This is a genomic window from Streptomyces sp. NPDC005485, from assembly GCF_040606085.1.
Taxonomy (GTDB): Bacteria; Actinomycetota; Actinomycetes; order Streptomycetales; family Streptomycetaceae; genus Streptomyces.
Genome location: NZ_JBEXDZ010000057.1, coordinates 19,147 through 44,900, shown reverse-complemented (window position 1 = coordinate 44,900; position 25,754 = coordinate 19,147). Strand labels below are relative to the sequence as shown.

The following is a 25,754-nucleotide window of genomic DNA, read 5'->3' as shown; positions in this document are numbered from 1 at the left end:
GCACATGAAGAGCCCCCTGCTGTCCCTGCCCGGCGCCGTCCCCGCCGAGGGCGTGGACGAAGGCGTCGCCGCCCACTACGGCGACCTGTTCCGCGAACAGCGTGCCCTCGCCGACGGAACCGGATTCGTGGACCTCTCGCACCGCGGGGTCCTCACCGTCACCGGCGACGACCGGCTGAGCTGGCTGCACCTGCTGCTCACCCAGCACGTCACCGACCTCCCGGCGGGCCACGCCACCGAGGCGCTGATCCTCTCCGCGCACGGCCACATCGAGCACGCCCTGTACCTCGTCGACGACGGCGCCACGGTGTGGATGCACACCGAACCCGGCACCCAGGACGCGCTGATCGCCTACCTGGAGTCGATGAAGTTCTTCTACCGCGTCGAAGTCGCCGACCGGACGGACGAGTTCGCGGTCGTGCATCTGCCGGCCGGTTCGATCGCCGAGGTCCCGGGCGACGCCGTCGTCCGCGAGACGGCGTACGGGCGTGATCTCTTCCTGCCGCGCGCCGACCTGGAGTCGTACGCGCAGAAGGCCGGTCCCGCGGCCGGGCTCCTCGCCTTCGAGGCGCTGCGCGTCGAGAACCACCAGCCGCGCCTCGGCTTCGAGACCGACCACCGCACCATCCCGCACGAACTGGGCTGGATCGGCACGGCCGTTCACCTCCAGAAGGGCTGCTACCGCGGGCAGGAGACCGTCGCCCGCGTGCAGAACCTCGGCAAGCCGCCGCGTCGTCTCGTCTTCCTCCACCTGGACGGCAGCGAGGTCCATCTCCCGCCGCACGGCACGGAACTGCGCCGCGCGGACGAGGGGCCCGACGGCCGGAAGATCGGCTTCATCACCACGTCCGTACGCCACCACGAACTCGGCCCGATCGCGCTGGCCCTGGTCAAGCGGAACGTGCCCGTGGACGCGCCGCTGCTGGCCGACACGACGGCCGCCGCGCAGGAGACGGTGGTCGAGCCCTAGGGCTCAGCGGCTCAGTGGCTCGGGGCTCACATCTCCAGCAGGACCGTGAACGGGCCGTCGTTCGTCAGCGAGACGCGCATCTGCGCGCCGAACCGTCCCGTCGCCACCGTCGCACCCAGCGAGCGGAGTTGGGCGACCACCTCGTCGACGAGGGGCTCGGCGACATCGCCTGGAGCCGCCGCGTTCCACGTGGGGCGGCGGCCCTTGCGGGCGTCACCGTAGAGGGTGAACTGGCTGATGACCAGCAGCGGGGCGTCGATGTCGCTGCACGACCTCTCGTCGCTCAGCATGCGGATCGACCAGAGCTTGCGGGCCAGTTGGACCGCCTTCTCCTTGGTGTCCTCGTGCGTCACCCCGACGAGGACGCACAGGCCCTCGCCGTCGATCTCGCCGACCGTCGCACCCTCGACGACGACGCTCGCGCCGTCCACTCTCTGCACCACCGCACGCATGACGACCATCATGCCGTGCCCGTCCGGTCCACCCGCCGTGCGGGCCCTTCGCGTGATTTCCGGGGTCTCGAACCCCCCATCTGGGGCCGATCGGGGGCACTCGGTCACATAGCGACCACTTGGGGTGGCACGATGCGGGGTGTTGCGGTGCATCCGCGGGGTGGACCGCGCCGGTCGAGGGGACGGTAGAGGCACATGAGCACACCGAGGTACGGGCAGCAGCCGCCCGGGACCGTGTCACTGACCCGGGCGACTCCACGGGAGCGGAACGGGGGCGCCGCGGGCACCGGCGGGCGGCCGGGCGGCGTCGTGATCCGGCCGCCGGCGCAGCGCACCGACAGCACGCTGCTCGCGCCGCAGCCGCCCGTCCACGACCTCGCCGTGCTGCGGCTGGCCGAGCTGCGCACGCTGCGCCGCGACGCCCAGCGCGACGAGGCCGACCTCAGCTACGTGCGACGGCTCCTCCAGGGGCGCATCGACATCCTGCGGGCCGAGCTGGCGCGCCGCGGCGGCCTGGCGGCGCCTGCCGGGGTCATGGAGCGGCTTTCGGAGATCCTCACGGACGCGCCGGCCCGGCACCGCTCCTCGGCCCGCCATGTGACGGTGGGCACGCCGTACGGCGAGGAGTACCGGCGGCTGGCCGCGGACATGCTCGGCGAGGTCGAGCTGTCGGACCTGGAGGCGCGTACGGACGACGAGCTCGGCGCCGGGATGGGGCGACTGGTCCGCTACGAGCAGCAGGTGTCCCGCAGGCGGCAGGTGCTGCAGCGCACGGCCGACGATTGCAGCGCGGAGATCGCGCGCAGGTACCGTGAAGGGGAAGCACAAGTGGACGACCTCCTCATGTGACGCGGTGGCCCCCGGTGATCCCGGGCGCCCGACGGCCGGCGTGATCCGGGGCCCCGACCGGGGCGCCTTGCGGATGGCGGTTTCGGTCCGTCGCCGCGGACGGGGGTCCCCCGCCGCTCGGCGAAGTCGGGAGTGGGGGTGGTCGTCACCCGCCCGCGTTCCCGCACCGCCCCGTCCCGGAAGGCCACCGCCGATGTCCGCCGCCCTCGCTGACCCCGTCATATCCCCCGTGCCCGCCGCGGCACCCGTTCTTGCCGAGGTCGTACGGTCCGGCTTCGTCGAGGGCCGTCACCGGGGCAGCCTGGTGCTGCTGGCCGCCGACGGATCGGTCGAGCTGGCGCTCGGGGACGTGAGCGCACCGGTGTTCCCGCGCTCCTCCAACAAGCCCATGCAGGCGGCGGGCATCCTGCGGGCCGGGCTGGAGCTGAGCGGGGAGCGGCTGGCCCTCGCCGCCGCCAGCCACTCCGGTGAGACCTTCCACCGCGACCTCGTACAGAAGATGCTGACCGAGCACGGGCTGACGGCCGCGCAGCTCCAGTGCCCGCCCGATCTGCCGCTGGACCCGGTGGAGGCCGAGACGTACCTCGCCGCGGGCGGTGTGCGCGACCGGGTGACCATGAACTGCTCCGGCAAGCACACGGCGATGCTCGCGGTGTGCGCGCAGCGGGGATGGCCGCTGGACTCCTACCTCGACCCCGGGCACCCGCTTCAGCAGCTGATCCGCACCGTGGTCGAGGAGGCGGCGGGGGAGCAGGTCGCGGCGGTCGGTACGGACGGCTGCGGCGCCCCGCTGATGGCGATCACCCTGACGGGCCTGGCCCGCGCCTTCCGCTCCTTCGTCCTGGCCGAGGACGGCTCCGCCGAGCGCCGCGTCGCCGACGCGATGCGCACCCACCCCGAGTACGTCGCCGGCACCCGGCGCCCCGACACCTGGCTCATGCACGAGGTGCCGGGCGCCCTGTCCAAGATGGGCGCGGAGGCCGTCCAGGCCGTCGCCCTCCCCGACGGCCGCGCCCTCGCCTTCAAGATCGACGACGGCGCGGGACGGGCCCTGGGCCCCGTACTGGCCCGCGGCCTCGCCCTGCTGGGCGTGCAGGCACCGGTGGTGACGCGCATCGGACGGGCGCCGTTGGTGGGCGGGGCGCTTGAGGTGGGGGAGATCAGGGCGGCGTTCTGAGGCGGGGAAAACCCCGCGACGCCCCCGTCCCCGTACGCCTAGCGTGGTCCCATGAGCCGCCGCGAGGACGTCAAGGACATCGACGTACGCCCGATCACCGAGGCCGAGATCCCGGACTGGATCAGAGCGCTGAACACCGGGTTCCTGAGGCCCCCCACGGTGTCGGACCGGGAGATCGAGGACCGGAGTTCGTACATCCTGCCGTCACGGACCCTCGGTGCCTTCGACGGCACCCGCTGCGTGGCGACCTTCCGTTCGTTCCCGCAGGAGCTCACCGCGGTCGGCGGCCGCCCCGTCCCCGCGGACGCCATCTCGAACGTCACGGTCACCGCCACGCACCGCCGCCGTGGCCTCCTCAGCCGCATGATGGGCCAGGACCTGGCCGCGGCGAAGGCACGCGGCGACGTCGTCGCGACGCTGATCGCCGCCGAGTACCCGATCTACGGCCGCTTCGGCTTCGGCCCCGTCACGCACGCCACGGAGTGGACCGTCGACGTACCGCGTACGGGCCTGGACCCCCGTTGGTCGGGCCCCGCGGACGGCGGCCGTGTCGACCTCGTGGACGCCGCGGACGTCCGCAAGGTCGGCCCCGAACTGCACGAGCGGCTGCGGAGCGCGCAGCCGGGCGTGGTCAGCCGGGACGAGCGCTGGTGGCAGGTCAGCACGGGTGCGCTGAGGCTGGACCGCGCCCCGTGGGCGGAGCCCTTCTACGCGGTGTACCGCTCGGCGGGCGGAGAGGTGGACGGCCTGGTCGCGTACACGTGCGACGACAACTGGGGCGACGCCAAGCAGCCGTTGAACACGGCGACCGTGAAGGGGCTCATCGCGGTGACCCCGGCTGCCGAACGGGCCCTGTGGCAGTACCTGTGCTCGATCGACTGGATCGTCCGCCTCAAGTCGGGCCGGCGCGCCCCCGACGATCTGCTGCCGCACCTCCTGCCCGATCCGCGCGCCGCCCGGATCACCTCGCAGGCGGACTGGCTGTGGGTGCGGATCCTGGACGTCGTACGGGCGATGGAAGCGCGTACGTACGAGGGGTCGGGGAGTCTCGTCCTGGAGGTGACCGACCGGGACGGGCTGTCCGCCGGGCGGTACCGGCTCGACGCGGCGGGGCCGGACGGTGCCCGGTGTGTGCCGAACACGCAGGACGCCGCCGAACTCAGCCTCGATGTGGGCGAGTTGGCGGCGCTGTGGCTGGGCGACGAGTCGGCGGTGCGGCTTGCGGCGCTCGGCCGGGTGCGGGAAGAACGAGCGGGCGCCGCCTCCGTTGCCGACGCCCTGCTGCGCACGTCCAGGCGGCCTTGGTGCCCGGACATCTTCTGATCTCCTGAACTCTCCTGAGCGGTGCTCCCTCCGTGCGGGTGGGTGGTGCCGTATCCGTAGCGATGAAGTTGTTGTGCGGTGGTGCGGACTGGCCGAGCTCCCGGCTCCCCTCCGGAGGGGAGCCCGGCCAGCCGGACTGCCAGGCGGTGCCCGGTCAGCCGGACTGGGCGAGCAGCATCACGAGGATCACAGCCCCGATGCCGCTGATCACGGTGTTCTTGGCCTTGAGTCCGATGGACAGCGCGACGAACGCGATGATGCCCATCGGCCCGTACTTCCACTGGATGAGCTGCTCGAACCCAATGGCGAGGGCTGCGACGGCGATGGCAATGAGCGGCATGCGGTCCCTCCTTCGGGACGGGGAGGCGGGCCCCCGCTGGGGGCTTGGCTCACCTGGTCGACAAAGTTGTCTACGGTGGCCAACCCCCTTGAAGTTTGACCATGTTGCTGAAGTTGGCGACCAACTTACTCTTACTTATCTCCGCGTTGGGACGACTCATAACCACCTATCCATCAAGTCCCCAAAGATGGCGGGAAGTTGTAGTGTTTGGTTGTGGAGCCGGAACATGCCGCCGTCAACGGGCGGAACAGGTCACCACGGCCGCCGCGGTCGCACCACGAGGTGGCCGACGAGCTGCGCAGCCGTATCAGGTCCGGGCAGCTGCGGCCGGGCGAGCGCATGCCCACGCAGGCCAAGCTGGCCGACGAGTTCGGTGTCGAGCGCGGCGCGGTGCGCCAGGCGCTGCGCATCCTGCAGTCGGAGCATCTGCTCGTGAACGTCTCCAAGGGCAGCCCGGCCACCGTCGCGCAGAGCTGGGGAAGGGCCCTGACCGGGCCGGAAGCCCCGCCGCAGCCCACCACGGTGGCGCTCGGCCCGCGGATCACCGCAGCCTTCGCGAAGCCTCATGTGGAGATCGACGCCCTGTGCCTGACGTGTGTCTCGCTCACGCTCGCGATGGGTGAGCCGTTGCGCCAGATCCACTCGGGGCGAATAAAACCGGCCAGGATCGACGTCCGGGTGCTGCTGCCCAGCCGGGACATCGACCTCGCCTTCCCGGCGCGGGTGGACGACACCGACGACGACCGGCTGCAGCGCCGCTGGCTGGCCCAGCGCAACGCCCAGGGGCAGGTCCTGCAGCACAACCTGCTGGCGCTGCGCTCCACGCACGGCGTCGACGTACGGGTGACGTTCCGCGCGCTGCCGTTCACGCCGCCGGTGAAGTTGTACCTGCTGGGCGAGGCCGAGGCGCTCTTCGCGTACTACACGCTCACGCGGCGGGGCGAGGAGATCGACCACGAGTATCTGGAGATGTACGACGCGGAGGGCACGCAGTCGATGCTGTTCCCCTTCGCGCAGGGGACCGGGCTGCGGGACACCACGTTCGTCGAGCAGTCCCATCTGTGGTTCAACGCACTGTGGGAGACCATCAGCTCGGACCTTGTCCTGACGAGCTGAGGCCTCCCGGGCCGTTCGTGCGCGTGCGGGCGGTTGTGCGACCGTGTCGTTGTGCGGCGGCGTGTGGATCCGTGCAGGTCACAGGGTGGGGCCGGTGACCGTCAGGGCGAGGACGACTGCCCCGATGGAGCTGCACGCGGGGCTCTTGGCCTTGATGCCGATGCTGAGCAGCAGCAGTCCGACGATGCCCGAGGGCCCGTACTGCCATTGGACGATCTGCTCGAAGCCGACGACGAAGACGGCGGAGAGGAGGGCGATGACGGGCATGGTGGTTCCTCCTGCTTCTTCTGTTACATGGGTGGCGTGGTACCTCCGGAGGCAAAACTTCCGCCAACTTGGCTAAGTTGGTAACCAACTCTGATTAAGTTGTCCCCACTTGGCTACCAGTCATAAACAACTTTCAAGCAACTCCCCATAGATGGATGGAAGTTGTAGCGTTTGGTCGTGACCCAGGAGAACGTTGCAGTGAACGGCAGCAGAAGGCTCTCGCCGCAGGAGATCGCCGACGTCCTGCGGGACCGGATCCGGACCGGGGACCTCAGGGCGGGGGACCGCCTGCCCACCCAGGCCGAACTGGCCGACGAGTTCGGCGTGGAACGCGGCACCGTCCGCCAGGCCCTGCGCGCCCTCCAGGACGACGGGCTGCTGAGCAACGTGAGCAAGGGAAGCCCGCCGCGCATCGCCGAGGTGGCGCCCACGCGGGGCGAGCCGCAGCCGACGATGGTCGCGCTGGCGCCCCGGCTGGCCGAGGCGTTCGCGTCCCCGGACGTCCGCGTCGATGCCGCCTGCCTCACCGCCGAGACACTGATGCTGGCCCTCGGCGAGCCGGTCCGCCTGATCCACGAGGGCCGGATCCGCCCCGACTCGATCGACGTACGCATCCTGCTGCCCAGCCGCGAGATCGACCTCGCCTTCCCGGCGCCGGTGGACACCACCGGCGCGGGCGACCCGGTCCACAAACGCTGGCTCGACCAGCGCAACGCCCAGGGGCACGTCCTGCGCCACAACCTCCAGGCGCTGCGCCGCTCGCACGGCATCGACGTCCGCGTGACGTTCCGCGCGCTGCCGTTCACCCCGCCCATGAAGCTGTACCTGCTCAACGAGGCGGAGGCCCTCTTCGCGTACTACATGGTCACGAAGCGCGAGGAGGAGGTGGGCGACGGGACGCTGGAGATGTACGACGCGCTCGGTGGCAAGTCCCTGCTGTTCTCCTTCGAGAAGCGGGCCGGCCAGCGGGACGCCGCGTTTGTGGAGGAATCTCAGAAGTGGTTCAACGCCCTCTGGGAAACCATCACCACTGACCTGACACTCTCCTAGTGACTTCTGATACGGCGCAGACCGAACAGGTGGCTACCGAACAAGTGGCAGCGGAGACAGAGAACCTGCGGAAAGTGATCGAACGCGCTCGCTTCGTGCTCTTCGACTTCGACGGGCCGATCTGCCGGTTGTTCGCGGGGCACTCGGCGGAGGACGTGGCGAAGGATCTGGTGGAGTGGCTCGGGCGGCAGGGACTGCGCGGACTGCTGACCGAGGAGGAGCGCGTCCACCCGGACCCGATGGCCGTCCTGTACGCGGTCAACCGGCGCCATCCGCACAGCGATCTGGTGACCGAGCTGGAGGAGCGGCTCACCCAGCAGGAGCTGAAGGCGGTGCCCTCCGCCTGGCCCACCGCGTACGCGGACCCGCTGATACGAACCTGGAGCGCCGTCGGAGCCCGGCTGGCCATCGCCACCAACAACTCGGCGGGCACCGCTGCCCGTTACCTCGCGACCCGCGGCCTCACCGACTGCTTCGCCCCCAACATCTACGGCCGCACCCAGGAACTGGAACACCTCAAGCCCCACCCCCACTGCCTCAACCGCGCCCTGAACGCCCTGGGTGCCGCCCCCTCCACCGCACTCATGATCGGCGACGCCCCCTCGGACCTGGCCGCGGCCCGGCGCGCCGGCGTTCCGTTCCTCGGCTACGCGCGTAACGCCGATAAGGAGAAGTGGCTGCGGGACGCGGGCGCCGAGGATGTGGTGGGGTCGTTGGAGCCGGTGTTGCGGGTGTTGCGGGGTCAGGCCTGAAGCTGAAGGATCAGCAGCAGGAGCGCGAAGGCCGTCCAGCCGACCAGGCGAGGGTGGCCCGCCCGGATGCCCACCAGCAGCAGGGTCAGCAGGACCAGGCCCACGAGTCCGAGCCTCGTCTGCACCAATTGCGTGGCTGAGAATTCGACAGCCGCACCTAAGAGTTGAAAGAAAACCATGTCCCCCACCTGTCCACTTCAGTGATTCGATCAACTACCCGTCCAATTGGACTGATTGACTTGAGGTTGGTCTGCCCTGCCTGCTAGATCCCTTAACTTCCAGGCCGCTTAGGAATGTGCCGACCGGCAGATCCAGCCACCAATGTGACTGGAAGCGTTTGCCCGAAGGCAGAGCGCGGTACGGTCGCGATGTGAGCGAAGAGCGCGGCGACGGAGGCGGTGGCGGCAGCGGCACGGAGTTCGAGCGTGTCCTGGATGTGCTGCGCACCCGTATCGCCGACGGCACGTACGCGGAGGGCACTCAACTGCCACCGCAACGTGAACTCGCCGATGAGTTGGGGGTGTCGCGCGACACCGTGCAGCGCGTCATGCGCGAGATGAACAGCGAGGGCTGGATCAAGTCCCGTCAGGGCAGCGGATCACGGGTGGTGAAGAGCCCCATTCACCTGCGGGCCTCGGAGCCGGAGGCACCTCGGGTGCGGGCGGCCCTGGGCACCTTCATCGCGCGAGCCTTCGCTCAGCCGACCGTCCAATTGGACGTCTTCACCCTTACGTCCGAGTCCCTGGACGCCCACATCCGGCTGCAGGCGGAGCGGATCCGTCTCGGAGAGATCGCGCCCCAACGTGTGTCGCTGCGCATGCTGTTGCCCTCGGAGTCGTTCGATCACCCGTATCCCCGCGCGCAGCAGCCGAACGGTGAGGAGGGGCCGCGGCAGGACCCCGACCAGCCCAATCGGTTGCAGGAGCGGCTGCGGGGCATCACCCGCCGGCACACGACCTCGTTGCGTACCGCACTGCGCGACCTTCAGGCGGAAGGTCTGGTGCCCCATGCGAGCGTGGAGATCCGGCACGTCCGGCTGACCCCGACGTTCAAGCTGTATCTGCGTCCGGGGGTCGAGGCCCTGTTCGGCCCGTACAAAGTGATCGAGCGCCCCATCCTGCTGGACGACGGCACCGAGGTCGCCGCCCTGGACGTCCTCGGCCTGGGCTCGGCGCTGACCCGCTTCGTCAACGACGAGGGAGACCCGGACGCCCCGGGTTCCGTGTTCATGGGGAGCATGCAGGACTGGTTCGACTCCTGCTGGGAACTCCTCGCCGATCCGGTCTGAAACCCGCTCGGAATTCCAGCGGACTTCGAACGGCGTGAGGCTCACGGGTGGTATCCCTCTCAAGTCGGTATCGAATGCCGGAGTCCTCGCAGCCGTACCTGTGGGTGGGCACTAAGGTGTGCTCACTTCTCTCGCGGCGCATGAACATCAGCGGCGACACACAGTTATTCAGGAGTGACCCGTGGGCGGTCCACCAAGGCCCGGTTTGCCTGCTCTGGAAAGGGCGGCGGACGACGCGTACGCACACTTCGTGCGCTACGCCCGGGCCTTCGGGTCGTTCGGCCGTGGACACCACAACCTGAACTACATGGTGCGGCCGCTCACCGAGGCCCAGTCCCGTCTGGTGGGCGGCGACAGCGGGCAGCCGGTCACCGTGCGGCTGCGGATTCCGTCGGCGCTGCCCGTGGTCATCAGGACCTGGCAGGACGAGGCGGAGATCCTCAACACGATCCGTGCCGTGCTGCCGCATGTCCCGCAATGCCTGGTCAAGCGCCGGGACATGACCATCCTCAGCTATGTCGAGGGTGTGCCGCTGTCCAGAATCTGTCCCGGCGGCAAGCCGGTGGACCCCGATCTGATCCACGCCCTCGCCCACCTCCTCGCGGACATGACCGAGGTGCGCAGGAAGGATCTGCCGCCCTTGCCGATGTCCTGGCCTCGCTCCAGCCGGGACAGCGGCGCTTTCCTGCGTGCGCTGGCGTTCGCGGCCGAGGAACAGATCAGGCAGCGCAACTGGGCCAAGTTCGGTGGACTGTTCGCGATGCTGGGCATCCCCGAGAACGCGATGGTGCGGTTCGCGGAGCGGGTGCCCACGCTCATCAGCCGCCCCTTCAGCCTGCTCCACACCGATCTGCACCGGGACAACGTGATCGTGTCGTATCACGGCTCCCCGCCGCTGATCTGCGTCGACTGGGAACTCGCCACCTACGGCGATCCGCTGCACGACCTCGCGACGCACCTGGTGCGGATGCAGTACCCCGACTACCAGTGGCCCGAGGTGATCGCGGCCTGGCGCGAGGTCATGGGCGAGCGCCGCAGCAAAGCCGTCAACGGACTCGACCGGGATCTGAAGCACTACGTCGCCTTTGAGCGCGCCCAGTCCGTCTACCCGGATGTGATGCGTGCCGCCACCGGGCTCGGGGACTCCTTCGACCAGCGTGAACTTGACGCCGCGACCCAGGCGGTGTTCTACGCGCTGCTCGCCGCGGAGGCACCGCTGCAGCTCAAGAGCGTGCCCGACCAGAGTGAGATCGAGCGCATTCTCTACCGGTGGAACGAGTCCCACGGGGGCCGGGGCAGCCGCCGCAGATCCGTGTCGCAGATCGTCTGGCAGCGCGACCCCCGGGTTCCCGCACACCCGACGTTCACCTTGTCCGCGGTGAGCAACGCGCTGTTCGAGGAGGGCGCCGCTTCCGCGGACCGTGTGTTCAAGGGAACGGCTCACCTCAGTACGGCGGTTCGGGTGCAGGGAGTCGACTTCCCGGTCATGGTTCGCCGGAAGGTGGGGTCGGTGAACCCCCGGGAACGCCGGTTTCTCAACGAGCACGCGGTGCTGCGGGCGATCGAGCGGTCCGGCGTTTCCGTACGGGCGCCGCGGGTGCTGGCCCTGGGCACCAGCGGCCTGCAGGAACCGTTCACGATCCACTCCTATGAAGGGCCCGCGGACGGGAGCCCGCCTGATCACCCCGCGGATGGCCTCCGGCCCCATGAGGCGGACGATCTCGTGGACCAGCTGTGCGCGCTGACCAGAGTGGACTGCGAGAAAGTGGGTCCCGGCAGGGGACTCGACTTCCACCGGGAGCTCCAGGACGAGCTGGTCCGCATGGTGAATGAACTTCCCACAGGGACGCGTGACTTGGCGCGGGAGCTGGGACTGCCCAGCAGCTTCCGGCTGGGGGAGATCCTCGACCGCCATATCCTGACCCCCCGTCGGCCGGTGCTCCTGCACGGTGACCTCAACCCGTGGAACCTCGTCCGCAGGGAACAGGGTGGCCTGACCCTCATCGACTGGGAGATGGCGATGGTCGGCGACCCGCTGTACGACCTGGTCCGCCATATGCACCTCACCCCGACACGGCCTGAGATCCGCGAGCGCCTGTTCGCCCGTTGGGCCGCCCGTCTGCCGGAGGACTGCACCAAGGGCTGGCGCGACGACTGGCAGGTCTACCGGTGGATCGAGGTGGTCCGCTCGGCCTACGTCGACCTCGACCGTCTGGTGACCGGTGACAGCCTGGACGCCCCCAACGTCCGGCGCGCCGTGGACACGTACGCGATGACCCTGGCCTCGGCCACGGCGGCACTCGGGCTGAAGGGCAAGTCGACGGCGAACCCCTATCTTGCCCGTGCGCTGCCGCACGGCGACCATGGAGGTCGATGGACAGCCGGGGTCCCCGCGGACTGCTGAACCACCGCCGGGCGCCTTGGCCTTGGGGGAGGGGTCTGCGGATGTCCGGTGGCGGGAGCAGGACGGTCGACGACACGATGGGCGATCGACTGAAGCGGTTCCAGTCCCGCTACGAGCCGGCGTTCACGCGGTTCCTGCTGATGGCGATCTTCGTCACCGGACTGACGGCCCAGTTCGTGAAGCCCGTGGGAGACGCCCTGCAGGACAAGGCGTTCCTCGGTGGCGCCCTGCTCAGTCTGGTCGGTTACGTGCTGTACGACACGGTGAAGGACCTGGCCGTGTCGATCCGGCTGCCACCGCGCATCCAGGTCGAGTCCCGGGAACTGGGCAGCTTCGTGAACGAGGCGTTCCACGCCCGGGAAGTGGAGATCTCCTTTCTCGGCTACACGGGAGAGACGCTCTGCAACGAGCTCTTTCACCGTCTCGAAGGGCTCCTGGAGGATCCCGGACCGACCCGGCATGTCTCGGTCAGGGTGCTGATCCCGGACTTCGCGCTGCCGATGACCGTGCCCTCGCGCGTCGGCGAGCACGGCGTGCCCGTGGACGACCCGGACTTCCGCAACCGCCTGGAGCTGAAGTGCAAGGAGTACGACGAGACGCTGTCCGGGATCGAGGAGCGCCTCAACGCCCTGGGGCGGGTGAGCGCGGAGTGCGAGTACCGCGTCTATCCCGGCATACCGAGGGAGAAGATCTGCGTCTTCAACCAGGAGCATGTGCTCCACGGTCTCTACAACATGGCGGCGCGCACCATGCTCCGCAGTGCGGGCCCCGAGTTCTACGACCCCAAGGGCTACCGCACCGACCTCAGCGTCTGGTCCCGAGGGGCCGGGGATGACGCCAGGGCCGTGGTCGCCACCTGGAACCAGCATCTCGACGACCTGTGGAAGCTGTCGCTGAAGCCGAGTTGGCGGCGGCCTGCCGGGCCTGCCGGGCCGGACGGATCGGCCGGGTCGGGCAGTGCAGGCAGTGCGGGCAGCGCCGGCAGTACGGCCGGATCCGGTGCGGGCGGATCCGGTGCGGGCGGTTCGGCCGGCTCAGCGGCGGCCTGAGTCCGGCCGGCTCAGCGGCGGCCTGAGTCCGGCCGGCTCGGCGGCGGCCTGAATCCGGCCGTCCCGCCTCCGTTCGCCAACGCCCTTACGGCGTACGGCCCTTCAGGCGATGCCGGTTCGTTCCGTCCCCTCACACCTCCAACACCACCTTCCCCACCGCCCCCCGCCCTTCAATGGCCGCGTGCGCTTCCCCCGCCCGCTCCAGCGGGAACACCTCGCCGATCACCGGGCGCAACCGCCCCGCCGCGGCCTCCGCCAAAGCCTCGGACGTGTAGCGCCGCAGGTCGGCCGGGTCGAACTGGACGTCCGCGATGCCGTAGAGGGTGATGCCCCGGCGGGTGGCCTCCTCCGGGTCCACGGCGGAGAAGCCGCCGGACGGGGCGCCGTGGGCCGAGAAGCGGCCGCCGTCGGAGGTCAACGGGAAGGCGGCGGCGCCGAGTTGGCCGCCGACTCCGTCCAGGACGACGTCGGCGGCGCCGCCGAGGGCCGCGCGGGCGGCGTCCGGCCAGTCGGGTGAGGTGGAGTCGACGGCCGCGTCCGCGCCCAACTCCCGTATGAGGGCGAGCTTTTCGGCGCTCCGGGCCACGCCCACCACCCGTGCGCCGCGGGCGTGTGCAAGTTGGATCAGCAGGGTGCCCATGCCGCCGGAGGCGCCGAGGACCAGGACGCGGTCGGTGGGGCCGATCGCGGTCAGTTCGAGGAGGCCGGTGGCGGTGACGCCGTCGTGGACCAGGGCCGCGGCCGGGAGGAGGTCGAGGTCGTCGGGGACCACCGTGAGGGCCGAGGTCGCGGCCACGGCGCGCTCCGCGTAGCTGCCGGTCACGAACGCGGTGACACGGCGGCCCAGCCACTCGGCCGGTACGTCCGGACCGAGGGCGCCGACCACGCCCGACACGCCGCCCCCGGGGACGTACGGCGGTGTCACCGGGAAGAAGTCGCGGCCCCAGCCCGCCCGGATCTGGGTCTCGACGAAGATCGTGTCGGCGTATGCGACGTCGATCAGGACCTCGCCGGGTCCCGGCTGGGGGTCCGGTACCTCGGCCGGGGCCAGGGCCTCGGGGCCGCCGAATTCCTTCACCTGTGCTGCACGCATGGGATCACTCCGTCGGAGATCAAAGTTCGAAGTTCGAAGTTCGAAGTTCGTGAACGGTGTCGTTGGGGAGTCTTCGACCTCAAGCCGAGTTGAGGTCAAGGGGTGGCAGGGGCGGCGCGGTGCGGTGCGTAGGCTCGGGGCATGGGTGAGAGCGGGCTGCGCGAGCGCAAGAAGCAGCGGATGTACCAGGCCGTGTCCGACATCGCGATCAGGCTCTTCCTGGAGAAGGGGTTCGACGCGGTGTCCGTCGCGGAGGTCGCCGCCGTCGCCGAGATCTCCAAGCCGACCCTCTTCCGGTACTTCCCGTCCAAGGAGGACCTGGTCCTGCACCGGTTCGCCGACCACGAGGACGAGCCGGCCCGCGTCGCGGCGCGCGGCCCCTCCCCGCTGGCGGCGCTGCGGCAGAACTTCCTCGACGGGCTGGAGCGGTGCGACCCGGTCACCGGACTCAACGACGCCCCGGGCGTCCTCGCCTTCCACCGGCTGCTCTACGGGACCCCGTCCCTGGCGGCACGCCTGCACGGCTACCTGGAGCGGTCCGAGGCCGCGCTCGGCGAGGCCCTCGGCGGAGACCTGGACGCGCGGGTCGCCGCCGGGCAGATCATCGCCGTACAGCGGATTCTCGCTCTGGACAACTGGCGGCGGATCGCGGAGGGGGAGAGTGCGGAGCAGGTGCGCGGCGATGCGGTGGAGGCGGCCGAGCGGGCGTTCGCGCAGCTCGCGGCGGGGTTGCCGCGGTTCGCCTGAGAGCGGATCGGGTCAGATCGGATCACATAGATCTCGGGTCAGATCACGCAGATCTCGGGGCAGGTCGCACGGATGAGGCTCGGTACATAATGTTACTCGGTTACGTTTTCCGCTAGGCTTGGTGGAATGACGTCACCCGACCCCGCCCTCGCCGCCTCCCTCGCCCGCGAACGCGTCTACCACGACACCTGTCGTGCCGCCCTCGCGGCCATGGTCGACGGCGCCGAGGAACAGGTCGTCATCGGCGAGGACGTCTCCGCCTCCGGTGCCGATGCCGAAGTGCTCGGCTACCAGTTCCGCAGCCGGGCCAAGGAGATGCGCGAGCTGCCCGAAGGCCCCCTGTTCTTCGGGCGGTTGAACTTCCTGGACCGCGACGAGAACGGCGCGGACCGCGAGCACGCCGGCCAGAGTTACCGCATCGGGCGGCTGCGCATCTCCGAGCACCCCGCCGCCCCGCCCCTCGTCGTCGACTGGCGCGCACCCGTCTCGCGCGCCTTCTACCAGGCGAGCGCCCGCGATCCGCAGGGCGTCGCAGTCCGCCGGCGCTTCGGCTGGGCACCCGGCAGCCGCGGTGACTCCGCCGACCTCACGGGTCTTGAGGACGAGCGCCTGGCAGCGGGCGAGGCGGTGGAGAGCCGGCTCCTCGCGGGCGAGATCGAACGGCCGCGCGTCGGCCCGATGCGGGACATCGCCGCGACCATCCAGCCCGAACAGGACGATCTCGTACGAGGCGAACTCGCCGTCTCCGTCTGCGTGCAGGGCGCACCGGGCACCGGCAAGACGGCCGTCGGCCTGCACCGCGCCGCCTATCTCCTCTACACCTACCCGCAGCGCATCCGCCGCAGCGGCCTCCTCATCCTCGGCCCCAACCGCACCTTTCTCTCCTACATCTCGGAGGTGCTGCCCGCCCTCGGCGAGACCGGCGTACGGCAGTCGACCATCGGGGACGAGATCGCGCGCCACCCGGTGCGCGCCGAGGACGACCCGCGCGCGGCCTGCGTCAAGCACGACGCCCGCATGGCCGAGGTGCTGCGCCGGGCCCTGTACGCGCGGGTCGCGCCGGCGACGGCGGAGGTCAACTCCGTTGTCGTGCCGGATGGTTCGTACCGCTGGCGGGTGCCCGACCGGGAACTGCGGCGGATCGTCGACGACGTACGGGCCGAGGAGCCGCCGTACGCCGTCGGCCGCGAGCGGGTGCGTACCCGGGCGGTCCGGTATCTGCAGGCGCAGGCCGAGTTGCGGGCCGGGCCGTGCACGAACGCCTGGGTGCAGAAGATCGCGCGGTCGCGGCCGGTCGGGGCGTACGTCGACGCGGTCTGGCCCCGGGTCCGGGCCGAGGAGGTGGTGGCCGAGCTGTTCACCGACCCCGAGGCGCTCGCCGCCGCCGCGGACGGCATGCTCGACGCGGACGAGCAGAAGGCGCTGCTCTGGGCGAAGCCGCCGCGTTCGTACAAGTCGGCCCGGTGGTCGGCCGCCGACCTTGTTCTTCTCGACGAGGTCGCCGGTCTGATCGAACACCCCGAGGGTTACGGCCACTTGGTCGTCGACGAGGCGCAGGACCTGTCGCCGATGGAGTGCCGGGCGATCGCGCGCCGGGCGCCGTTCGGTTCGCTGACCGTGCTCGGTGATCTCGCGCAGGGCACGACCCCGTGGGCGGCGCGCGACTGGTCCGAACTCCTCGGCCACCTGGGCAAACCGGATGCCGCGGTGGTGCCGCTGACGATCGGCTTCCGGGTGCCCGGCGCCGTCGTGGAACTCGCCAACCGCCTGCTGGAACAACTGGACGTGGGCGTTCAACCGGCCCGATCCCTGCGCCAGGACGGGGAGTTGAGGATCCGCGAGGTGACCGACCTGCCCGCCGGAACCGTCGACGCCGTGCGCGACGCGCTCGCGCACGAGGGCTCCATCGGGGTCATCGCCGCCGACGAGGATGTCGTACGGCTGCGGGAGGCGCTGCACGCGGCGGACATCGGGACCGTCGGTCCTGACGAACTGGGCGCCCGTGTCACGGTGTTGCCCGCGGCCCTCGCCAAGGGCCTCGAATACGACCATGTCGTGGCCGTCGAACCCGCGACCGTGGTCGAGGCGGAGGAGCGCGGACTGCACCGGCTGTACGTCGTCCTGACGCGGGCGGTGTCCCGGCTGGACGTGGTGCACAGCCGCCCACTGCCCTGGTGAGCCGGCCTGGGTGACCCGCCCGGTCAGGAGACTGACAGGTGACGCTCGGGTGCGACGCATGTGGGAACCGACCCGGGTGTTCGGCGAGGAGCGACGCATGTGGGGGCTATCCCGCGTGCTCGGCGAGGAAGTCCTCCCAGGTCAGCTTGCCCGTGAGGGATCCTTCGAGGGCCAGGTTCTCGCCGGCCCGGTAAGCGCGACCGGTCTTTCCCGGCAGCCGGACCGGCAGCTTCGGCCGGCGCTTGCCGCTCACCTTCAGGTATCCGCGGATCAGCTCGGCCATGTCGTACACCCGCGGTCCGGCGATGTCGGGCACCAGGCCGGCCGCCTCGCCGAGAGTGAGTTCCACGAGCCGGGCCGCCACCTCGCGGGAGTCGACCGGCTCCAGCCGCAGGCCGCCGGGCACCGGTACCACCGGGAGCTTCGCCATGCCCCGCACCATCTTCAGGGTCAGGTCGTGGAACTGGGCGGCACGCAGGGTCGTCCACGGGATCCCGGACTCGCTCACCGCCTGCTCGGCGGCCAGCTTGGACTGCAGCCACTTCACCGGGAGCCGGTCCGCGCCGATCACCGAGATGTAGACGAGGTGCCGGACCCCGGCTCGCGACGCGGCCCGCACCAGGTTGCGGGTCGCCTCGTCGTCGCCCTTCGGGCCGCCCGCGAGGTGCAGGACGGTCTCGACGCCTTCCAGCGCGGCCTCGATCCCCTCGCCCTTGAGCAGATCGGCGGCCACGTACGAGACGCCGTTCTCGGCGGCGCGGCCGTGCCGGCTGAGCACCCTTACCTCGTGTCCCGCGTCCCGCAGCAGCGGGACTGCATGGCTGCCGAGCGTGCCCGTGCCGCCGGTCACCAGGATGGGGGAGGTGGTGGTCATCGTCGTCTCCAGTTCCTTCGTCAATTCCTTGGTTCCTTCGGGGTTCTGCAGTCATGAACCGCGGGGGCGAGGGAATGTGACAGGGAGCCCGAAGTGGCGTGGCACACTTTTGCAAGCAGGTGCTTGCAATAGTTAGCGGCGGTGGTGCAGGGTGGAGCCATGGCATCACTCAACGTCGGCAATCTCGGTGAGTATCTGCGGGAACAGCGGCGCACCGCGCAACTGTCGCTGCGGCAGCTCGCCGACGCCGCCGGGGTGTCGAATCCGTACCTGAGCCAGATCGAGCGCGGGCTGCGCAAGCCGAGCGCGGAGGTGCTGCAGCAGGTCGCCAAGGCCCTGCGGATCTCCGCCGAGACGCTGTACGTGCGGGCCGGCATCCTCGACGCCGAGCGGGACCGGGACGAGGTGGAGACGCGCGCCGTCATCCTCGCCGATCCCACGCTGAACGAGCGGCAGAAGCAGGTGCTGCTCCAGATCTACGAGTCCTTCCGCAAGGAGAACGGGTTCGAGATCACCCAGGCGAGCGAGGACGTGCAGACCGCCGAGCCCGAGCCGGAGCCACCATCGCAATCGAAGTCGACATCGCAGTCGCGGTCGCGGAGGCGCACGCCTCCGGCCGACGGCAGTGATGCCGATCCACAGCAGACCGCCGGCTGACGGGCGACAGACGAGCAGCGGGCGAGCAACACCCACCGTCCTCGGTGGGGCACGACCGGAACAACGGCAGACAGTGCGGTCTCGCCGCGCACACCACGCAGGACCAAAACCCTCAACCGAAAGCGCATCCGGGAGGACCATCACCATGGCCATCACTGACGACATCCGCAAGGCCGCCGCCGACCCGACCCCGCTCTACTTCCTCGCCGGCACCGCCGACCTGGCGGTTCAGCAGGCCAAGAAGGTGCCCGCGATCGTCGAGCAGATCCGTGCCGAGGCGCCGGCGCGCATCGAGAGCGTCCGCAACATCGACCCGACCGCCGTGCAGGAGAAGGCCACCACCCGCGCCAAGGAGGCGCAGGAGACCCTCCAGGCCAAGGTGACGGAGTTCCTCGGCACCCTCGACACCGACCTGAAGAAGATCGGTGAGTCGGCCCAGGACTTCGCCCTGCGTGGTGTCGGTGTCGCCGCCGAGTACGCGGTGAAGGCCCGGGAGACGTACGAGAAGGTCGCCGAGCACGGCGAGGAGACCGTGAAGGCCTGGCGCGGCGAGGCGGCCGAGGAGATCGAGGAGCTGGCCGTCGCCGTCGAGCCGAAGGCGGAGCCCGTCGAGGTCAAGGACGAGGAGAAGCCCGCCGAGACCGCGGCCGACTCCGCGGCGAAGAAGCCGGTGGCGAAGAAGGCTCCGGCCCGCAAGACCACCGCGAAGAAGACCACGCCGCCGGCCAAGTAGTTCCAGCGGGCGGTACGGGCAAGCAGGCGGACCGTATGGGACAGGGCCGGGCACCTCTGGGGTGCCCGGCCCGTTCTACGGGTACGGTGGCCGCAAAGGGAGTCGGGAAGGAACGGGCGGGTGGCAGCATGCTGATGTTGGGCTTCGCGGGATTCTTGGGACTGCTGAAGATCGTCCTCATGGCCCTCGCCGCGTTCGGGCTGTTCGACGCCGCGTTCCGGCGCGAGGACGCCTTCCGCGCCGCGGACAAGCAGAACAAGATCTTCTGGCTGGTCATCCTCGGGATCGCCCTGGTGGTGAGCTACCTGTTCTCGATCCTGTCCTTCCTGCCGATCCTCGGCGTCATCGCCAGCATCGTCTACATCGTCGACGTGCGCCCGGCCCTGCGGCAGGTCTCCGGCGGAGGCCGCGGCGGCCGCCGCGGCTCCAGCAGCGACGGCCCGTACGGCCCGTACAACGGCGGCCGGTAACCCCCCACCCGGCCCGGCAAAGGCTGCCCGGCCCTGCCCAGCCCAGCAAGGGCGACCCCCGCTCAGCCCGGCAAGGGCTATCGCACGCGATCCAGCAGCAGTACCGCCACGTCGTCCGTCAGTTCTCCGCCGTTGAGTTCGCGGACCTCGTTCACCGCGGCGCGCAGCAGGTTCTCGCCCGTCAGGCCCTGGGCGAGCTGGCGGCGGATCATCTCCACCATGCCGTCCTGGCCGAGGCGTTCGCGGCCCTCGCCGATCCGGCCCTCGATCAGGCCGTCGGTGTAGAGCATCAGGCTCCAGGCGCCGCCCAGCTCCACCTGCTGGCGCGGCCAGCGGGCGCCGGGCAGCAGGCCGAGCGCGGGGCCGTTGTTCTGGTACGGCAGCAGCTGGGCGGGCCGGCCGGGGCGGGCGATCAGCGGGGACGGGTGGCCGGCCAGGCAGAGCCCGGCGCGGCGGCCGTCCGGAGCGATGTCGACCGTGCAGAGCGTCGCGAAGATCTCGTCGTCCGCGCGCTCGTGCTCCAGCACCTGCTGAAGCGTGGACAGCAGTTCGTCGCCGCACAGGCCCGCGAGCGTCAGCGCGCGCCAGGCGATGCGCAGCTCCACGCCGAGCGCCGCCTCGTCGGGCCCGTGCCCGCAGACGTCGCCGATCATCGCGTGCACCGTGCCGTCGGGCGTGCGGACCGTGTCGTAGAAGTCGCCGCCGAGCAGCGCGCGGGAGCGGCCGGGGCGGTAGCGGGCGGCGAAGCGCAGCGGGGAGCCCTCCAGGAGGGGCTTGGGCAGCAGGCCGCGCTCCAGACGGGCGTTCTCCTGGGCGCGCAGCCGGGACTCCGTGAGCCGCCGCTCGGCGGTGTCGGAACGTTTCCTCTCCACCGCGTAGCGGATCGCGCGGCTCAGCAGCCGGGCGTCCAGCTCGTCGCGGAACAGATAGTCCTGGGCGCCGACGCGCACCGCTTCGGCGCCCCCCTCGGCGTCGCCGGAGGCGGTGAGCGCGAGGACGGCGTGCCGGGGCGCGAGCCGCAGCACGTGCTTGAGCGCGGCCAGCTCGTCCTGCGCCTCGGCGGTGGCCCGGCCGGGGGCCGGCAGCGTGAGGTCGAGCAGGATGCAGTGGACGTCGTCGGTGAGCAGCCGCTCCGCCTCGGTGAGGTTGCGGGCGGTGCGGATACGGATCGGCTTGCCGGCCGCGTCCAGCATCTCGGGGACGCCGAGCGAGCCGGCCGGGTCGTCCTCGATGACCAGCAGGGTCAGATGGGCGGCGCTGTCGGCGGGGGCCTTGATGGTGCGGGCGGTTCCTTCCGAGGAGGGGCCGCCGGGTGTGAGCGCGGCCTGAGCCTGACCACACTCCACGGCCGGGATCGCTCTCTGCCGCGGTACGGGTACGGGCATCGTCTGGATTTCCTTCCCTCCCCCCGAGGGCGTGGCGGACCGAAGAACCTCGACCTGCCGACGGGGACCATAGCGTTAGCCGGCGCCGCAACGGAATGGTGTGGGACACCAGGTGCGGCAAAGGGCCACCGTCATATGCCGCATCCTGTAACGCACTTGGACATGGCGCGCCTTCCGAGGGGATGACGAACGTCACGTCCACGAGGTTGCGTGGCTCGGGGAACGTGTGCCAGGTCACGTGCGGTGCGTCACGCGCGGTGCGTCACGTGCGTGCCCCGCGCCAGGGGCCCGCCCTCACGCGTCGGGCCGCACGACCCCCAGGATCGGCATGGACCCCGCCCCGGTGATCGTCACCGTCCGCCCGGGCCGGGGCGCGTGCACCACGGCGCCGTCGCCGATGTACATCCCGACATGGCTCGCGTCGTCGAAGTAGATGATCAGGTCGCCGGGGCGCATGTCCTTCACGTCGACGTGGGTGAGCTGCTTCCACTGCTCCTGCGAGGTCCGCGGAATGCCGTGTCCGGCGGTCAGCCAGGCCTGCGAGGTCAGCCCCGAGCAGTCGTACGACCTCGGACCCTCCGCGCCCCACTCGTAGGGCTTGCTGATCTGGTCCGTCGCGAACTTCACGGCCTTCTTGCCCTGTTCGGACGCTTTTGTGTTGATCTCCGCGAGGACGCCGGAGCTCAGCCACGCGGTCTGCGCCTTCTGCGCGGCCTCTTCCTCCAGCTTCGCCAGCCGTGCCTTCTCCTCCTTCTCGAGCTGGGACTCCAGCTTCTCGGCGGCGGCGATCTGCTTCTTGATCTTCTTCTTGGCCTCGGCCTTGGCCTTGCGGTTGGCCTCCAGCTTCTTCCACTGGGCGGAGGCGTCCTTCTGGTACTGCTTCAGGTCCTGCTGCGTGCGCGTCATCTCCGCGAGCAGGCCCTTCGTCGCGTGCTCGCCCTGCCGCACCCGGCCCGCGCCGTCCAGGAACTGCTGGGGGTCGTCGCTCAGCCACAGCCGCGCCTCGGGCGGCAGCCCGCCGCCCCGGTACTGCGCCCGGGCCGCCGCGCCCGCGCGGTCCTTCAACTTGTCCAGCTTGGCCTGGCCCTTGACGATCTCGCGGGCCAGATCGACGATCTCGGCGGACTGCTTGTCGGCCTTCTCCTCCGCGGCGTTGTACGCGTCCGTGGCGACCGCGGCGTCGTGGTAGAGGTCGTCCAGCTTCTTGCGGACCGCCTCAAGATCCTTGGTGCTCTGGGGCGTTGGAGTGGTGCTCGAAGAGGGAGCCGGTGTGGGCGTCGGCGCCGGATTCGGGGTCCGCGCCGCGTGCGACGCAGGATTCGCATACGCCGTGCCCGGTGCCGCCAGCACCGCGCAGGCGCAGGCCAGGGCCATGGCCGCCATGGTCAGGCTCTGCTTGCCGGATCCCATTACTCCGCCCCCAAACTGATTTACCGTCAGTAACTTACGGACGTCTGGGGGATCGTGCCATGCCGTCGCACAATGCGACAGAGGCGGTACAGAGGCGGCCAGGAACTCCCTTCCCCCCTTCGCGCCCCCTCAACGCGATCTCCCCACCTGTGTGACGAAGGACTCACGCGGAACGTTCCCCGCAGGTCAGCCCTTCGGGGCCAACGCCGCCCACGCCACCGTGACTTCGCCCTGCCGCCAGCGCGACACCCCGTCCGCCACCGGCCAGTCGGCCCTCAGGTCACGGACCGCCCTTATCCAGCGCTGCCGTGCGCCGTACGAGGCGTAGGGCGCGGCGGCGGCCCAGGCGCGGTCGAAGTCACGCAGGAACGCGTGCACCGGCTCGCCCGGTATGTTCCGGTGGATCAGCGCCTTCGGCAGGCGTTCGGCCAGGTCGGACGGGCGGTCCAGGGAGCCGAGCCGGGTGGCGAAGGTGACGGTGCGCGGACCCTCCGGGCCGAGCGCGACCCACACGTGCCGACGCCCGATCTCGTCGCAGGTCCCCTCGACGAGCAGTCCGCCCCGACCGCCCGGTCCCGCCGGGGCGAGCCGGGCGCACAGCCGCTCCCAGACCGCGGCCACCTGCTCCTCGTCGTACTGGCGCAGCACGTTCGCCGCGCGGATCAGCGACGGCCGCCCCTGCACCGGGACTTCGAAGCCGCCGTGCCGGAAGACGAGCCCCTCGCGTTCGTACGGCCGCGCGGCGGCGACCCGGGCCGGCTCGATCTCCACGCCGACCACGCGGACGCGGGGTGCCGCCGTCCGCAGCCGCTGGAGCAGCTCGACGGCCGTCCAGGGCGCCGCGCCGTAGCCGAGGTCGACCGCGACCGGGTCGTGCGACCTGCGAAGTTCGGCGCCGTGCACGGCCGTGATCCAGCGGTCCATGCGGCGCAGGCGGTTGGGGTTCGTCGTCCCGCGCGTCACCGTTCCCACGGGCCGGGACGCTGCGCGGGTTGTCATGCGTACGAGAGTAGGCGGCTTCGGCGACGGCCGGTCCGGCCTGTGGACAACCCTCCGGCGGCCGGAGCCGACGGCGACACGAACGCAATCTGACATCGAACAGTTGAGCTACCTGCAGTAATGATTCGGCAAAGACGCGCGAAGGCGCGGCGAGCGGGAAATGGAGCGGAGCGCTCCGGTGTTCCGAGTCTTGGAGGGCGCAGTGCGTCCCCCGACCGGCATGCCCGCAGTAAGGCAGCAAGGAGGAACGCCACGTGAGCCAGTACGTGAGCAGGCTCGGGCGTCGCTCCCCGGCGGCACCCTCACGGCTGAGGCTCCCCGTCGGCCACCGGCGCCCCCGGCGCGTCGCGATGCTCTCCGTGCACACCTCGCCGCTGCACCAGCCCGGCACGGGCGACGCGGGTGGCATGAACGTCTACATCGTGGAGCTCGCCCAGCGGCTCGCCGCCATCAACATCGAGGTGGAGATCTTCACGCGCGCGACGACCGGTGGCCTCCCCCCGACGGTGGAGCTGGCACCCGGAGTCCTCGTACGGCACATCGACGCGGGCCCCTACGAAGGCCTCGCCAAGGAGGAGCTGCCCGCGCAGCTGTGCGCCTTCACCCACGGCGTCATGCAGGCCTGGGCCGGCCATCGCCCCGGCTACTACGACCTGGTGCACTCCCACTACTGGCTCTCCGGCCACGTCGGCTGGCTCGCCGCCGAACGCTGGGGCGCGCCCCTCGTGCACGCCATGCACACCATGGCCAAGGTCAAGAACGCCGCGCTCGCCGACGGTGACACGCCCGAGCCCGCCGCCCGCGTCATCGGCGAGACCCAGATCGTGCGCGCCGCCGACCGCCTCATCGCGAACACCGCCGAAGAGGCCGACGAACTCGTACGCCACTACGAGGCCGACCCCGGCCGGGTCGCCGTCGTCCACCCGGGCGTGAACCTGGAACGCTTCCGCCCGGCCGACGGCCGCGCCGCCGCCCGCGCCCGTCTCGGCCTCCCGCAGGACGCCCTGATCCCGCTCTTCGCCGGCCGCATACAGCCGCTCAAGGCCCCCGACGTGCTGCTGCGCGCGGTAGCCGTCCTCCTCGACGAGCGCCCCGAGCTGCGCTCGCACATCGTCGTCCCTGTCGTCGGCGGACCCAGCGGCAGCGGCCTCGCCAAGCCCGAGGGGCTGCAGAAGCTGGCCGCGCGGCTCGGTATCGCGGACGTCGTGCGCTTTCGGCCGCCGGTCGGGCAGGAGCAGCTCGCGGACTGGTTCCGGGCCGCCTCGGTGCTGGTCATGCCGTCGTACAACGAGTCGTTCGGGCTGGTGGCGATCGAGGCGCAGGCGGCCGGTACGCCGGTGCTCGCCGCCTCCGTCGGCGGCCTCCCCGTCGCCGTACGCGACCGGCAGACCGGGTTCCTGGTGCAGGGGCACGATCCCGCGGCCTACGCGCGCGTGCTGCGTGATTTCGCGGACGACCCGACGCTTCCGGCCCGGATGGGCGACGCCGCCGCCCGGCACGCGGAGTCCTTCGGCTGGGACACGTCCGCGGCCGCGACGGCGGACGTGTACACGGCGGCGATGCAGGCCCACCGCCGCCGGGCCCGCAGTCACCTGGGCTGACCCGGCGCCCGGCCGTACGGGCTGACGTACCGGCACCGTTCGGCCTGACGTACGCTCGCCCCATGGCTGACGTACAGCGGGCCGGACAGGTCATCGAGCAGGTTTTCAAGGAGTCCGAGCTCGACTGGGAGAGCCCGCGGCCCGGTTCGTACGTCGTGAAGCTGCCCGGTACCCGCAAGCTCTCGACGACCGTCTCCCTCATCGTCGGCAGGCACTCGCTCTCGCTGAACGCCTTCGTGATCCGCCACCCCGACGAGAACGAAGAGGGTGTCCAGCGCTGGCTTCTGGAGCGCAATCTCAAGCTCTACGGCGTCAGTTACGCGGTCGACCGGCTCGGAGACGTGTACCTGGTGGGCAAGCTGCCGCTGGTCGCGGTCACCCCGGAGGAGATCGACCGGCTGCTCGGCTCGGTCCTGGAGGCCGCCGACGGCAGTTTCAACACCCTTCTGGAGCTCGGTTTCGCGTCCGCGATCCGCAAGGAGTACGCGTGGCGGGTCTCGCGCGGTGAGTCGACACGCAACCTGGACGCGTTCACGCATCTGACCCAGCGCCCCACTGGCTGACTTCCCA

General features: G+C 70.7%; 26 protein-coding genes. 17 read left to right on the top strand and 9 right to left on the bottom strand.

What is annotated here, in order from left to right; genetic code table 11:
- The first annotated feature begins 4 nt into the window (after nt 1–4).
- Nucleotides 5–970 (top strand): folate-binding protein, encoded by a 966-nt coding sequence (locus tag ABZS97_RS20635; protein ID WP_356139725.1) that lies wholly within the window; start codon nt 5–7, stop codon nt 968–970.
- A gap of 26 nt (nt 971–996) precedes the next feature.
- Here the strand turns inward: ABZS97_RS20635 and dtd are convergent, their stop codons facing one another.
- A complete protein-coding gene (dtd, locus tag ABZS97_RS20630) occupies nt 997–1,422 on the bottom strand; it encodes a D-aminoacyl-tRNA deacylase (RefSeq protein WP_356139724.1) in 426 nt (141 codons plus the stop codon).
- Nucleotides 1,423–1,617: 195 nt separating this feature from the next.
- Between dtd and ABZS97_RS20625 the strand changes: the two genes are divergently transcribed.
- The 3 genes from ABZS97_RS20625 to ABZS97_RS20615 all read left to right on the top strand — a co-directional run bounded on the left by ABZS97_RS20625 (nt 1,618) and on the right by ABZS97_RS20615 (nt 4,771).
- Complete coding sequence (locus ABZS97_RS20625) at nt 1,618–2,271, top strand: AmfC protein (protein ID WP_356139723.1); 654 nt, start codon at nt 1,618–1,620, stop codon at nt 2,269–2,271.
- A 193-nt stretch (nt 2,272–2,464) separates the two neighbouring features.
- Nucleotides 2,465–3,448 (top strand): asparaginase, encoded by a 984-nt coding sequence (locus ABZS97_RS20620; RefSeq protein WP_356139722.1) that lies wholly within the window; start codon nt 2,465–2,467, stop codon nt 3,446–3,448.
- A 51-nt stretch (nt 3,449–3,499) separates the two neighbouring features.
- On the top strand, nt 3,500–4,771 hold the full coding sequence (locus ABZS97_RS20615; RefSeq protein WP_356139721.1) for a GNAT family N-acetyltransferase: 1,272 nt from the start codon (nt 3,500–3,502) through the stop codon (nt 4,769–4,771).
- Between the two features lie 154 nt (nt 4,772–4,925).
- Here ABZS97_RS20615 and ABZS97_RS20610 read toward each other — a convergent pair whose 3' ends face one another.
- Nucleotides 4,926–5,111 carry a hypothetical protein gene (locus ABZS97_RS20610; RefSeq protein ID WP_356139720.1) on the bottom strand — a complete coding sequence of 62 codons (186 nt, stop codon included), beginning with the start codon at nt 5,109–5,111 and terminating at the stop codon, nt 4,926–4,928.
- 207 nt (nt 5,112–5,318) lie between these two features.
- On the opposite strand from ABZS97_RS20610, the gene ABZS97_RS20605 reads away from it, so the two are divergent.
- Nucleotides 5,319–6,227: a GntR family transcriptional regulator gene (locus ABZS97_RS20605; protein WP_356139719.1), complete on the top strand. Its 909-nt coding sequence runs from the start codon at nt 5,319–5,321 to the stop codon at nt 6,225–6,227.
- A gap of 78 nt (nt 6,228–6,305) precedes the next feature.
- Here ABZS97_RS20605 and ABZS97_RS20600 read toward each other — a convergent pair whose 3' ends face one another.
- On the bottom strand, nt 6,306–6,494 hold the full coding sequence (locus tag ABZS97_RS20600; RefSeq protein WP_356139718.1) for a hypothetical protein: 189 nt from the start codon (nt 6,492–6,494) through the stop codon (nt 6,306–6,308).
- A 171-nt stretch (nt 6,495–6,665) separates the two neighbouring features.
- On the opposite strand from ABZS97_RS20600, the gene ABZS97_RS20595 reads away from it, so the two are divergent.
- Both ABZS97_RS20595 and ABZS97_RS20590 read left to right on the top strand, forming a co-directional pair.
- A complete protein-coding gene (locus tag ABZS97_RS20595) occupies nt 6,666–7,544 on the top strand; it encodes a winged helix-turn-helix domain-containing protein (RefSeq protein ID WP_356139717.1) in 879 nt (292 codons plus the stop codon).
- Nucleotides 7,544–8,296 (top strand): HAD-IA family hydrolase, encoded by a 753-nt coding sequence (locus ABZS97_RS20590; protein WP_356139716.1) that lies wholly within the window; start codon nt 7,544–7,546, stop codon nt 8,294–8,296. Before ABZS97_RS20595 ends, ABZS97_RS20590 begins: the two co-directional genes overlap by 1 nt.
- On the opposite strand, the gene ABZS97_RS20585 is transcribed toward ABZS97_RS20590, so the two are convergent.
- The gene (locus ABZS97_RS20585) at nt 8,287–8,421 is read right to left on the bottom strand and encodes a hypothetical protein (protein ID WP_356139715.1); all 135 of its coding nucleotides are present in this window, start codon (nt 8,419–8,421) and stop codon (nt 8,287–8,289) included. The genes ABZS97_RS20590 and ABZS97_RS20585 overlap by 10 nt on opposite strands.
- Before the next feature lie 245 nt (nt 8,422–8,666).
- On the opposite strand from ABZS97_RS20585, the gene ABZS97_RS20580 reads away from it, so the two are divergent.
- The 3 genes from ABZS97_RS20580 (at nt 8,667) to ABZS97_RS20570 (ending at nt 13,037) form a co-directional block, all read left to right on the top strand.
- On the top strand, nt 8,667–9,584 hold the full coding sequence (locus ABZS97_RS20580) for a GntR family transcriptional regulator (RefSeq protein WP_356139714.1): 918 nt from the start codon (nt 8,667–8,669) through the stop codon (nt 9,582–9,584).
- A 307-nt stretch (nt 9,585–9,891) separates the two neighbouring features.
- Nucleotides 9,892–11,988: an aminoglycoside phosphotransferase family protein gene (locus ABZS97_RS20575; protein ID WP_356139735.1), complete on the top strand. Its 2,097-nt coding sequence runs from the start codon at nt 9,892–9,894 to the stop codon at nt 11,986–11,988.
- Between the two features lie 41 nt (nt 11,989–12,029).
- Nucleotides 12,030–13,037 (top strand): hypothetical protein, encoded by a 1,008-nt coding sequence (locus tag ABZS97_RS20570; protein ID WP_356139713.1) that lies wholly within the window; start codon nt 12,030–12,032, stop codon nt 13,035–13,037.
- A 130-nt stretch (nt 13,038–13,167) separates the two neighbouring features.
- On the opposite strand, the gene ABZS97_RS20565 is transcribed toward ABZS97_RS20570, so the two are convergent.
- Complete coding sequence (locus tag ABZS97_RS20565; protein ID WP_356139712.1) at nt 13,168–14,130, bottom strand: zinc-binding dehydrogenase; 963 nt, start codon at nt 14,128–14,130, stop codon at nt 13,168–13,170.
- A gap of 141 nt (nt 14,131–14,271) precedes the next feature.
- Here ABZS97_RS20565 and ABZS97_RS20560 point away from each other — a divergent pair, with 141 nt between their 5' ends.
- Nucleotides 14,272–14,877 carry a TetR family transcriptional regulator gene (locus ABZS97_RS20560; protein ID WP_356139711.1) on the top strand — a complete coding sequence of 202 codons (606 nt, stop codon included), beginning with the start codon at nt 14,272–14,274 and terminating at the stop codon, nt 14,875–14,877.
- 126 nt (nt 14,878–15,003) lie between these two features.
- The gene (locus ABZS97_RS20555) at nt 15,004–17,055 is read left to right on the top strand and encodes an AAA family ATPase (protein WP_356139710.1); all 2,052 of its coding nucleotides are present in this window, start codon (nt 15,004–15,006) and stop codon (nt 17,053–17,055) included.
- 106 nt (nt 17,056–17,161) lie between these two features.
- Here the strand turns inward: ABZS97_RS20555 and ABZS97_RS20550 are convergent, their stop codons facing one another.
- Nucleotides 17,162–17,929, bottom strand: a complete 768-nt coding sequence (locus ABZS97_RS20550) for an NAD(P)H-binding protein (protein ID WP_356139734.1) — start codon at nt 17,927–17,929, stop codon at nt 17,162–17,164.
- A 159-nt stretch (nt 17,930–18,088) separates the two neighbouring features.
- On the opposite strand from ABZS97_RS20550, the gene ABZS97_RS20545 reads away from it, so the two are divergent.
- The 3 genes from ABZS97_RS20545 to ABZS97_RS20535 all read left to right on the top strand — a co-directional run bounded on the left by ABZS97_RS20545 (nt 18,089) and on the right by ABZS97_RS20535 (nt 19,789).
- Complete coding sequence (locus ABZS97_RS20545; protein ID WP_356139709.1) at nt 18,089–18,586, top strand: helix-turn-helix transcriptional regulator; 498 nt, start codon at nt 18,089–18,091, stop codon at nt 18,584–18,586.
- 145 nt (nt 18,587–18,731) lie between these two features.
- Entirely contained in the window at nt 18,732–19,319 is a 588-nt protein-coding gene (locus ABZS97_RS20540; protein ID WP_356139708.1) for a hypothetical protein, read from the top strand.
- Nucleotides 19,320–19,447: 128 nt separating this feature from the next.
- Nucleotides 19,448–19,789, top strand: a complete 342-nt coding sequence (locus ABZS97_RS20535) for a DUF2516 family protein (protein WP_356139707.1) — start codon at nt 19,448–19,450, stop codon at nt 19,787–19,789.
- A gap of 77 nt (nt 19,790–19,866) precedes the next feature.
- On the opposite strand, the gene ABZS97_RS20530 is transcribed toward ABZS97_RS20535, so the two are convergent.
- The 3 genes from ABZS97_RS20530 to ABZS97_RS20520 all read right to left on the bottom strand — a co-directional run bounded on the left by ABZS97_RS20530 (nt 19,867) and on the right by ABZS97_RS20520 (nt 23,583).
- Nucleotides 19,867–21,174 (bottom strand): SpoIIE family protein phosphatase, encoded by a 1,308-nt coding sequence (locus ABZS97_RS20530; protein WP_356139706.1) that lies wholly within the window; start codon nt 21,172–21,174, stop codon nt 19,867–19,869.
- Nucleotides 21,175–21,468: 294 nt separating this feature from the next.
- On the bottom strand, nt 21,469–22,584 hold the full coding sequence (locus ABZS97_RS20525) for an NlpC/P60 family protein (RefSeq protein ID WP_356139705.1): 1,116 nt from the start codon (nt 22,582–22,584) through the stop codon (nt 21,469–21,471).
- 186 nt (nt 22,585–22,770) lie between these two features.
- Entirely contained in the window at nt 22,771–23,583 is an 813-nt protein-coding gene (locus ABZS97_RS20520) for a class I SAM-dependent methyltransferase (RefSeq protein ID WP_356139704.1), read from the bottom strand.
- A 254-nt stretch (nt 23,584–23,837) separates the two neighbouring features.
- On the opposite strand from ABZS97_RS20520, the gene mshA reads away from it, so the two are divergent.
- Nucleotides 23,838–25,184 carry a D-inositol-3-phosphate glycosyltransferase gene (gene mshA / locus ABZS97_RS20515; protein WP_356139703.1) on the top strand — a complete coding sequence of 449 codons (1,347 nt, stop codon included), beginning with the start codon at nt 23,838–23,840 and terminating at the stop codon, nt 25,182–25,184.
- Between the two features lie 62 nt (nt 25,185–25,246).
- Nucleotides 25,247–25,747 carry a YbjN domain-containing protein gene (locus ABZS97_RS20510; RefSeq protein WP_356139702.1) on the top strand — a complete coding sequence of 167 codons (501 nt, stop codon included), beginning with the start codon at nt 25,247–25,249 and terminating at the stop codon, nt 25,745–25,747.
- The last annotated feature ends 7 nt before the right edge of the window (nt 25,748–25,754 follow it).